The 9,933-nt window shown below is 34.8% G+C and carries 8 protein-coding genes, 14 tRNA genes and 1 rRNA gene; 22 read left to right on the top strand and 1 reads right to left on the bottom strand.

Annotated features, from left to right (window positions below):
* The 12 genes from I5677_RS06315 to I5677_RS06260 all read left to right on the top strand — a co-directional run.
* Positions 1 to 108, top strand: a 23S ribosomal RNA gene (locus I5677_RS06315); the annotation flags it as partial.
* Positions 109 to 199: 91 nt separating this feature from the next.
* A tRNA-Asn gene (locus tag I5677_RS06310) sits at positions 200 to 271 on the top strand.
* 147 nt (positions 272 to 418) lie between these two features.
* Positions 419 to 490, top strand: a tRNA-Glu gene (locus I5677_RS06305).
* A 143-nt stretch (positions 491 to 633) separates the two neighbouring features.
* A tRNA-Ile gene (locus I5677_RS06300) sits at positions 634 to 707 on the top strand.
* 13 nt (positions 708 to 720) lie between these two features.
* Positions 721 to 794, top strand: a tRNA-Asp gene (locus tag I5677_RS06295).
* A 98-nt stretch (positions 795 to 892) separates the two neighbouring features.
* A tRNA-Val gene (locus I5677_RS06290) sits at positions 893 to 965 on the top strand.
* 5 nt (positions 966 to 970) lie between these two features.
* Positions 971 to 1,056 (top strand) — tRNA-Leu (locus tag I5677_RS06285).
* 130 nt (positions 1,057 to 1,186) lie between these two features.
* Positions 1,187 to 1,260 (top strand) — tRNA-Arg (locus I5677_RS06280).
* Positions 1,261 to 1,511: 251 nt separating this feature from the next.
* Complete coding sequence (locus I5677_RS06275; protein ID WP_197660719.1) at positions 1,512 to 1,985, top strand: DUF1700 domain-containing protein; 474 nt, start codon at positions 1,512 to 1,514, stop codon at positions 1,983 to 1,985.
* 475 nt (positions 1,986 to 2,460) lie between these two features.
* Entirely contained in the window at positions 2,461 to 2,835 is a 375-nt protein-coding gene (locus I5677_RS06270; protein WP_197660718.1) for a hypothetical protein, read from the top strand.
* 216 nt (positions 2,836 to 3,051) lie between these two features.
* A complete protein-coding gene (locus I5677_RS06265; protein ID WP_197660717.1) occupies positions 3,052 to 3,354 on the top strand; it encodes a rhodanese-like domain-containing protein in 303 nt (100 codons plus the stop codon).
* Positions 3,355 to 3,441: 87 nt separating this feature from the next.
* A complete protein-coding gene (locus I5677_RS06260) occupies positions 3,442 to 4,584 on the top strand; it encodes a THUMP domain-containing class I SAM-dependent RNA methyltransferase (RefSeq protein ID WP_197660716.1) in 1,143 nt (380 codons plus the stop codon).
* A gap of 109 nt (positions 4,585 to 4,693) precedes the next feature.
* Here I5677_RS06260 and I5677_RS06255 read toward each other — a convergent pair whose 3' ends face one another.
* Complete coding sequence (locus I5677_RS06255; RefSeq protein ID WP_197660715.1) at positions 4,694 to 5,614, bottom strand: alpha/beta fold hydrolase; 921 nt, start codon at positions 5,612 to 5,614, stop codon at positions 4,694 to 4,696.
* A gap of 249 nt (positions 5,615 to 5,863) precedes the next feature.
* On the opposite strand from I5677_RS06255, the gene I5677_RS06250 reads away from it, so the two are divergent.
* The 10 genes from I5677_RS06250 (at position 5,864) to I5677_RS06205 (ending at position 9,671) form a co-directional block, all read left to right on the top strand.
* A complete protein-coding gene (locus I5677_RS06250) occupies positions 5,864 to 7,132 on the top strand; it encodes an N-acetylmuramoyl-L-alanine amidase family protein (RefSeq protein WP_197660714.1) in 1,269 nt (422 codons plus the stop codon).
* 135 nt (positions 7,133 to 7,267) lie between these two features.
* Entirely contained in the window at positions 7,268 to 7,864 is a 597-nt protein-coding gene (locus I5677_RS06245) for an XTP/dITP diphosphatase (protein WP_197660713.1), read from the top strand.
* 16 nt (positions 7,865 to 7,880) lie between these two features.
* Positions 7,881 to 8,360 (top strand): metallophosphoesterase family protein, encoded by a 480-nt coding sequence (locus I5677_RS06240; RefSeq protein WP_197660712.1) that lies wholly within the window; start codon positions 7,881 to 7,883, stop codon positions 8,358 to 8,360.
* Positions 8,361 to 8,707: 347 nt separating this feature from the next.
* Positions 8,708 to 8,782 (top strand) — tRNA-Pro (locus I5677_RS06235).
* Positions 8,783 to 8,882: 100 nt separating this feature from the next.
* Positions 8,883 to 8,953: transfer RNA gene (locus tag I5677_RS06230), tRNA-Gly, on the top strand.
* Between the two features lie 46 nt (positions 8,954 to 8,999).
* A tRNA-Arg gene (locus tag I5677_RS06225) sits at positions 9,000 to 9,073 on the top strand.
* A gap of 32 nt (positions 9,074 to 9,105) precedes the next feature.
* Positions 9,106 to 9,179: transfer RNA gene (locus I5677_RS06220), tRNA-His, on the top strand.
* Positions 9,180 to 9,269: 90 nt separating this feature from the next.
* Positions 9,270 to 9,341 (top strand) — tRNA-Gln (locus I5677_RS06215).
* A 124-nt stretch (positions 9,342 to 9,465) separates the two neighbouring features.
* Positions 9,466 to 9,538: transfer RNA gene (locus I5677_RS06210), tRNA-Lys, on the top strand.
* A 53-nt stretch (positions 9,539 to 9,591) separates the two neighbouring features.
* Positions 9,592 to 9,671 (top strand) — tRNA-Leu (locus I5677_RS06205).
* Positions 9,672 to 9,933: the final 262 nt, after the last annotated feature.

Here is a 9,933-nt window from a genome sequence, read left to right as displayed (position 1 = left end):
AGCATAAGCTAGTAAGACCCCTGAAAGACGATCAGGTAGATAGGACAGAGGTGGAAGTGTGGTAACACATGTAGCTGACTGTTACTAATAGGTCGAGGGCTTGACCTAAAAAGGTTATACAGTTGAAAGAGATAACTCTTTGGACGAAGTCAAAAGAGTGAACTCAATGGATGAACATTTTCTTGTGTAGAATCAATTTTCCTCGATAGCTCAATGGTAGAGCACACGGCTGTTAACCGTGGGGTTGTAGGTTCGAGCCCTACTCGGGGAGTTAATTATTAATTTTTAATAATAAAAAACTAATATTTGCATAATAAATCTTAGTATGAAAATCGTGTTTTAAGGAAATTATTTATCGTATACAATTCGTTAAAAATTAGTTGACATAATAAATACTATATGATATAATCACTAATGCGGCTCCATGGTCAAGCGGTTAAGACACCGCCCTTTCACGGCGGTAACAGGGGTTCGAATCCCCTTGGAGTCATTTGTTTATAGGTAATAAAATACCAATTTTCCGGTATACCGATTTAGCTCAATCGGCAGAGCAACTGCCACATTACAGCAGGTTATCGGTTCAAGTCCTAAGAACTTCAGTTTTAAGAATTTCGGTTCTTTATGACTGCTTTTGGACCTTTAGCTCAGTTGGTTAGAGCAACCGGCTCATAACCGGTCGGTCCGGGGTTCAAGTCCCTGAAGGTCCACTTTTTATTTATTGGCCCAGTGGCTCAGTTGGTTAGAGCGCCGCCCTGTCACGGCGGAGGTCGAGGGTTCGAGTCCCTTCTGGGTCGCTCAGGATATGTAATATATCCGGTGTATAACATAATTGTTTGTTATAACATGTGTGTAATTAATTAAATAATGAATTTTAATTATTTTTTAAAACCATGGGATCTTAGCTCAGCTGGGAGAGCATCTGCCTTACAAGCAGAGGGTCATAGGTTCGAGCCCTATAGGTCCCATTGATGCCGGCGTGGCGGAACTGGCAGACGCACAGGACTTAAAATCCTGCGGGACTAAACTCCCGTACCGGTTCGATTCCGGTCGCCGGCATTATTCTATACATTATGCAGGAAGAGTGAGCGGTGATTAAGCTTACTTAATCAATGCAAACGAATCCGCAGACCACAAAGGAATGAATGATTTCTTTGTGGTTTATGTTTAGAAAAATATAAATAGTTATGTGTGCTTAGCTCAGCTGGATAGAGCGTCTGGCTACGGACCAGAAGGTCGGGAGTTCGAATCTTCTAGCACACACTATAGTGTGTATTGTATACCTTGTTATGCAATACACATTTTTTGTGCTCAAAAGTAGATATTATAATATATTTCGTTAACATATAGGAAGAAATGGTTATCAATTCGATTATAAACATAAGTATCCGGCCGATCATTAGAGAAAGTGGACGGTACCGTACGGTAGATATTAACAAGCTTTAAAATAAGGTACAATATAGTTTACACTTAGTCTTTAATCTGTTAGAATAGGAAAAAGGAGGCTGGTTTAAATGAGTAAGAGAGAGTTTTTAGAAATTTTAAGACAGTCATTAGCAGGTGAAACAGAGCCTGAAATTATAGAACAACACATTCAGTATTATGACCAGTATATAGGCTCCAATTCGACTAAGCAGCAAGAAGAGATATTGGAAGAATTAGGCGATCCCAGACTAATCGCAAGAACTATAATCGAATCCGAGCGGATTGCAAAACAAAAAAGTAATTATATGGGAAGTCAAGAATATTCTGATTATCAATATTACAATCAAGATAATGCTCAAAATTCTAATAAACATACGAAAAAGAGAAATGGAATATTTTTTACTAACACCAGATGGTATCATAGAATTGTAATGTTGTTGATATTTATTATAGTATTAGCTTCACTATTTACGATCGGCAGAATATTAATCGGCTTTTTATTTTCCTTTGGTATGCCTTTGCTTTTTATATTAATGATATATCTCTTGTTTCGTAGACGATAATATTGATATTGTTTTTAGTTTAATAAAGGAAATGAAAGTAATTATGTTAATCTACCCGTCCTGATTTCAAATGGACGGGATTTTTTTATAAAAAGTAAAACGACCGCAAGGGGGAGCCAAGCGGTCGTTTCGATGAGGGGAGTATAAATAATTAATAAGGGGTTATATAGAGCTTAGGGCGTTCCCTAAGCACTTTATTATTATAATACAGATACTTTTATTATGCAACATGAATATTCGAGAATACTATTATTGACGAATATTATATGTTTATAGTACATATTTTAGCTGATTTTTGTATGTCATATATCGAAAAGATAAAATATTTAGGCGATGGAAATATATATTTTTAATTTGAATATGAAAATAATACCAATCCCAAGAAAATCAAATCTTAGTATGCATATTTCAAATAAAAAAGAAGATAATAAACGTTGTAATATCAATTTATATATTATTATTAGGAGGCCATTCTATGACAACAAGCAACAATAATTCAAGAAACAGTAACAACTCAACTTCTAACATGAGAAATACTGGTACAAGTAACAACACATCTAACAACACACAAAACAACAGCAGAAATGCTAACACAAGTAACAACTCATCAAATTATAGCACTTCTAACAATAGTAGAAATGCTAATACAAGCAATAACACATCAAATAACAGCAGAAATGCTAATACAAGCAATAACACCAGTAATGTAGGAACATCTAACTACACTACCGGAACCAGCCGCAATGCGCAGGATAACAGCAGATGCAATAATTCAACATCAAGAAATAACACAAGTAATTCGAACAGAAATAACTTCAGAGATTTAGATGATCTTGATAACAATTATTAATTAACTTATGCTATTTTAATTCTTCAATATCCCCTTCTATTAGAAGGGGATATTTTCATGTATACATATCTTTGTATAAAAATCATTACTTTCGTTAAGATCGCCGTTATAACAAAGCAACTTTTCTTATACCAGTGAGATTAGCAAAATATAAAATCCCGAATAAGATATATAGGAGAATTTATTCTTCAAAAATAAAGGGGTGACAGTATAGGAATGTCTTTTGATACAATAAAAACGAGTGAAATAACAAAATATATTGGTAGACGTAATGTGTTAATTATAGATTTAAGAGAAAGAGAAGAATTTCTGGCAGGGCATATTCCTACCGCTGTTAATATTCCTTATGAAGAACTTGAGGATGAAAAGTATAGATTTAAACGAAATTGTCTCCTCATATTTTATTGTGACAGGGGGAATATTAGTTTATTAGCAGCTAGAGATTTAATAAAAGACGGGTATAACATAAAAAGTCTATATGGAGGTATCCGTGCTTATAGAGGTAAACTGGAATGTTAATACTTATTTGTGCATTGACGTAAGTGGAAAAGAGTTTTAAAATAACTAGAGAATACTAAAGTAGGCATAGAATGCCCGGAGGTTATGATGAAACATTATGAATATATATCACCATGTCATTTTGGTATGGAAGCACTATTAAAGAGGGAGATAACGGATCTTGGGTATGAGATTACAAAAGTTGAGGATGGAAAGGTTAGTTATACAGGACCGGTTGATGCATGTGCAAGGGCTAATATGTTCCTTAGAACAACGGAGCGGGTCTTATTAAAAGTAGGGTCTTTTACAGCGGAAACCTTTGATGAGCTCTTTGAGAATACTAAAAAAATTCCATGGGAGGAGTATATTCCTAAGGAAGGTAAGTTTTGGGTTGCGAAAGCAAATTCTGTTAACAGTAAACTTTTTAGTCCATCTGATATTCAATCAATCATGAAAAAAGCGATTGTTGAAAGATTGAAGTTAAAGTATAAATTGGAATGGTTTCAAGAAAGTGAAGATTCTTATCCGATCAGAGTAACTATATTAAAAGATGAAGTGACAGTGAGTATTGATACCTCCGGAGAATCTTTACACAGAAGAGGATATCGAAAGTTGACCAGTAAGGCACCAATTACTGAAACTTTAGCTGCTGCTTTAATAATGTTAACACCATGGAATAAGGACAGGATATTAGTTGATCCGTTTTGTGGTAGTGGAACAATCCCCATAGAAGCAGCCATGATAGGTGCCAAGATTGCACCGGGGATCAAAAGAACATTTTTAGCACAAAATTGGGTGAATATTTTTCCGGGTTCCATATGGGAAAAGGCAAGAGAAGAAGCACTGGATATACAATTAAGTAATGTAGAGATGAATATACAAGGATATGATTTAGATGGTGAGATTATTAAGGCAGCCAGACAGAATGCCAGACTTGCTCAGGTGGATCATCTTATTCACTTCCAGCAAAAGCCTGTAAGTGAATTAAGCAGTAATAAACGTTATGGTTTTATTATTACAAATCCACCCTATGGAGAACGGTTGGAAGAACAAAACGCCATGCCTGAGCTATATAGGGAGATTGGTAAGGTTTTTAGTTCATTGGATACATGGTCATATTATATCATAACTGCCTTTGAAGATGCGCAAAAATATCTAGGAAGAAAGGCGGATAAGAACAGAAAAATCTATAATGGTATGATGAAGACATATTATTATCAATATATGGGACCTAAACCACCAAAACGATAAGTTATCTATGAAATACTAGTTTAAAAAGCATACACGTACACCTCTATCAATTACAACAAAGGGGATGTTGCATAATGAACATCCCCTTTGCATATATTTTATTTTTCTATTAAATTCGCTTAGACAACCATAATAAGATATCAGAATACACTTCATCATTGTTTAATTCATTTAATAATTCATGTCTATCATCAGGATATAGTTTTGAAGTTATATTGCTGTATTCAAGCTTTTTATAAACAGAAAGAAGCTTCTTAATCTCTTTGCCATAACCACCAACCGGATCCTTTTCCCCACTTATTATAAACATTGGCAGATCTTTTTTTGTCATACGAATAAGAGTTTTCTTAATGGCTAGCGAGGTGAGTTTTATAAGGTCATGATAAAATGATGCGCTACATATAAACCCACAATATGGGTCGTGTATGTACGCTCCGACAACGGGATGACTTCTTGATAACCAATCAAAAGCAGTACGCTCCGATAAGCGGATGTATTTCTTATTACCAAACATTAGATTGTTCATATAGGGTGATATATGTTTAGGGCCCTTAAGTCCTTTGATAATTGAAGCAAGTGCTAAACCGGAGCATGAAAGTAATCTTGGAGGATGCGTTGTCCCCATCAAAATTACGCCATTATATTTATCATAAGATTGAATTACATTACGTGCAATCAATGATCCCATGCTATGTCCGAAAAGGAAGAATTTTGAGCATCTATTATTATTTTCTATATACTGACTAACATGAATCGCATCATCAATAAGTATCTGATAACCCTTATTGGGGGCTATATATCCTAATTCACTTAATTTCTTGTCCGTACCATGTCCGCGATGGTCATATAAAAACACATCAAATCCCTGTTCTACCAGATGTTGGGCAAAATTATAATATCTTTTTTGATGTTCAGCCATGCCATGTAATATCAGTATACTTGCTTTTGGCCTTTTTGTATTGCTTATATGTGTAAGTCGTGTAATATAACCGTCTTTCTGCTTGATTTTTATATAGTTGGTACTACTCATATTCCAATTTCTCCTTCTCATGCAGTAGGTTTTTTAACGAACAAGTTCCACCTTTCATTATATAGACATTTTTAGCAAAATGCAACAATGAACAAAGGCAATATATGATATAAAACAGCAATATATAAGAATATCTGAAGAAAATTATTGAGAATAAAGTAATAATATAATATAATCTTAACTATATTATACTTTTATGTAGAAAATATTTTAACATTTTATCGTATAAATAGGGACTGGAGGGGTTTTATGGATAAGTCATTACTAAAAAAAGCAGCAGTACAGAGTGTTGCCCTAATGCTTGCGGTTATTACTTTATCTTATGCTATCCGTCAATATAATGCTGTTACAATATTAGCAAGTGATATACAGAACACAGAAGATATGATACCCTCCGATAAGGTTATGATAATAGAAAAGGCGAATCATCAACTAGAGACACTCTCCGATTTGAATAATCAGGTTGCGGTTAAACAAAGTGTATTTGGAGAAAACAAAGATTTTAAAGATATTGATATGGAACTCGTAAAGCAACTGGATAACCGGATGCTAATAGTTAAGAAACCTCAAGGAGAGAACATTACAATCCAGATGGAGGATTTGTATATAACAAAAAGTATATTAATAACTCTATGGGGATTAGATAATACTGATTTACATAACGGTATGATTGGTAGATTAAATCAGGATAAAGTTTATGTAGGTAGTCCTTATTATACGGAGATAGAAAGTACCCAAAATATATCTTCTGAAGATGCAAACACAGAAATCATAAGGGATTACCAAGGTGACCCGGCTCATAATATTACTGTAACCAGTTGGTTAGATGAATTAACTAAGAAGCACACAATGCAGATTTTAATAGAAATGGACAATGTATATGCACATATTTTACATGAAGATGATGCTTACTATTATATAGAATTAAAGAATCCGAAAGAGCATTATAATAAAATCTTAGTGATAGATGCCGGACATGGAGGAAAAGATGCTGGAGCAATATCAAAGGATGAGAAGACGTATGAGAAAGAGATAAATCTAAACATCGTATTAGCGTTAAAACAATTACTTGACAAGGAAGATATTAAAGTTTATTATACTAGGCTTACAGATGAAACAAGATTTTTAAGGCCTCGAGTAACACTGGCTAATGCAGTTGACAGTGACTTTTTTATCAGTATTCATTGTAATGCAAACGATGTAACATCTCCCAATGGAACCGAGATTCTTTATTATGATAATGAGTTTAAAAACATCAAAACAAAAGAACTTGCCCAGATTATGAGCGAGGAATTGGCGAAATCAATTCCTTTAAAAAATCGTGGTTTAATTAAGAAACAGAAGGATGATATATTTATCTTGGAACATGCTGTTGTACCTGCAGCTTTAATTGAAGTTGGATATTTGTCTAATGTAAAAGATATAAGCTATTTACGAAAGAATGAAAACATTCAGGAAGTAGCAAGAGGAATTTATAATGGCATTATGAGAGCTTATGAGGAGTATTATCCTGAGTAAAGATACTCCAAAAGCTTTTAAGGTCTGTGATTAAAATAAGTATTCAAAAATAGAATGATATATAAGATGAATAGGAGTTAATTTTCCGTGAATATGGCTCTTATCTGAAATTTTATATAACTATGGAGGCATGGAATGAGAAAGATTATTTTTGCCACATCAAATGAAGGAAAGATGAAAGAAATACGCGAAATACTTGAGGATCTCGATATAGAGCTGTTATCTTTAAAAGACGTGGGATATGATGCGGACATCATAGAAGATGGGGAAACTTTTGAAGAAAATGCTATCATAAAAGCAAAGACGGTAATGGAAGCAATCGGTGAGATGGTTTTAGCTGATGATTCGGGTATCGAAGTTGACTATCTGGACAAAGCCCCAGGCGTCTATTCGGCAAGATTTTTAGGTGTAAATACTTCTTATACAGAAAAAAATCAATATATTATCGATAAATTGGCGAAGGCAAAAGATAATGAAAGAAGTGCCAGATTTGTATGTGTGATAGCCTGTGCTTTTCCAAATGGAGAGGTAATTACTACCAGAGGTACGATTGAGGGGCTTATATCTAATAAAATAATCGGAACCGGTGGCTTTGGTTACGATCCTATATTTTACGTGCCAGAATATCAATGTACAACAGCACAGATGTCATCAGAACAGAAAAATCAAATCAGTCATCGTGGAAAGGCCCTAAGGGACATGAAAGAGTTAATTATTGATCGTTTAGCATAAATCCGGGAGAATTCGAATGAAGGTTTTAATTGTTAGTGACACCCATGGTAGAAACCACCACTTATTAAAAACAATTGAACGGGTAAGTCCAATAGATTTAATGATTCATTTAGGAGATTATGAAGGTGGGGAAGAATACATCAGATCGATAGCCACATATCCGATTGAATTAGTCTCAGGGAATAATGATTTTTTTAATGGATTGCCTAAGGAAAAGATGATTCAGATTGGGAAATATAAAGTGATGATTACCCACGGCCACCGGTATGGGGTAAACTCCGATATTACCTCTATTAAGGAAGCAGCAAAAAGAAACCAAGCAGATATTGTGATGTTTGGACATACCCATGTGCCTTTAATTGATTTGAGTGGAGATGTGTGGGCAATAAACCCCGGAAGTTTATCCTTGCCAAGACAAAGTGATAAAATTCCCACTTTTATCATAATGGATATCGACACCTTTGGAAATGCTCATTTTACTCTGAATAAGTTATAAAATATAGAACCCACAACATCTTCATCGGAGAGTTTATTGCGGTAAGCCATACTTGTGGAAAACCATAGTAATAACTCTTAGGGAATAACAAAAGTTTCTATAGATACCTTGGATTTAGTTAAAATAATGCTTAAAATTCCAGATAATTGAAATAAAATTTGGAATTGATGGAAATGTAGAAAAAGTTAAAAAAAGATGTTGACAATAGAAGAATGCTATTATATAATAAATCTTGCGTCACGGCTGAAACATCAAAAAAGCCTTGAAAATGCTTACATTATGCGGTACACTTCGAGTCATAGGTAGCCACAACAGTATGTGATAAAAGTGCCGGGAAGATAAATAATCGGGGTGTGGCTCAGCTTGGCTAGAGTGCTTGATTTGGGATCAAGAGGTCGCAGGTTCGAATCCTGTCACCCCGACTAAACAGGTTGTAGGTCAAGAGGCATAACAGTAGCTTGTAATAACCTTGTTTTGAATAAATATAGTATCAGATACACAAAATAATAAATATAACAATATGCGGGTGTAGTTCAATGGTAGAACACTAGCCTTCCAAGCTAGATACGTGGGTTCGATTCCCATCACCCGCTTGATATGTGGCCAGGCATTTATGCTTACCATATCAACACCATAAGTGTGCTAGTAGCTCAGTTGGATAGAGCAATGGCCTTCTAAGCCATGTGTCGGGGGTTCGAATCCCTTCTGGCACATTTTTCATCTAACGATGAGAATGAATACTATGGTGGGTATAGCGCAGTTGGTTAGCGCGCCAGATTGTGGCTCTGGAGGCCAAGGGTTCGAATCCCTTTATCCACCCTATCATAATAAGAAGGAACGAAGTATAGTTCCAATAGGCAACTATAATAGGAACCCAAAAACGGTTCCTAATTCAATATTATGATATAATGGGCTATCGCCAAGCGGTAAGGCACAGGACTTTGACTCCTGCAGTCGATGGTTCGAATCCATCTAGCCCAGTTTAACTAATATTATAGCATAAATACTTATGATGATTTGAGCGTATCCTATTTTCCGTATTAATCTAAGGATAAATAATTTTAAGTATCTATGCAAATAATAAACATAGTTACTTAATAAGTATGGGATATTAGCTCAGTTGGTAGAGCACTTGACTTTTAATCAAGGTGTCCCGGGTTCGAGTCCCGGATGTCTCATTGATACGATTAATAAATGTATGAAAAACAATGAGTTTCTTAATGTTTTATTTGCGGATGTGGCGGAATTGGCAGACGCGCTAGATTTAGGTTCTAGTGAGAGATCGTGGGGGTTCGAGTCCCTTCATCCGCATTAAGAAATCGAATAACAAACATGTAAAATCTTAGCCTATACTAATGGCTATTTTTTTTGTTTAATAAAAATATATATGATTTTGTATTCTGGGAGCTTTGTTAATAGTTGGGGTGGGAATCTTTGATCCAAGTTAAGTCAGTATTATTTTTCTGATTTGTATACCTATTTTTATCATAATATGTTAAAATGTCTTTGGTAAGATAAAAGAACAGATATTGATTCCGTTATGTCCGTGAATTTTAATACTAAAGTGATATTA

It is taken from the genome of Mobilitalea sibirica (genome assembly GCF_015999265.1).
Classification (GTDB): domain Bacteria; phylum Bacillota; class Clostridia; order Lachnospirales; family Lachnospiraceae; genus Mobilitalea; species Mobilitalea sibirica.
This window is presented reverse-complemented; position numbering and strand designations above follow the sequence as displayed.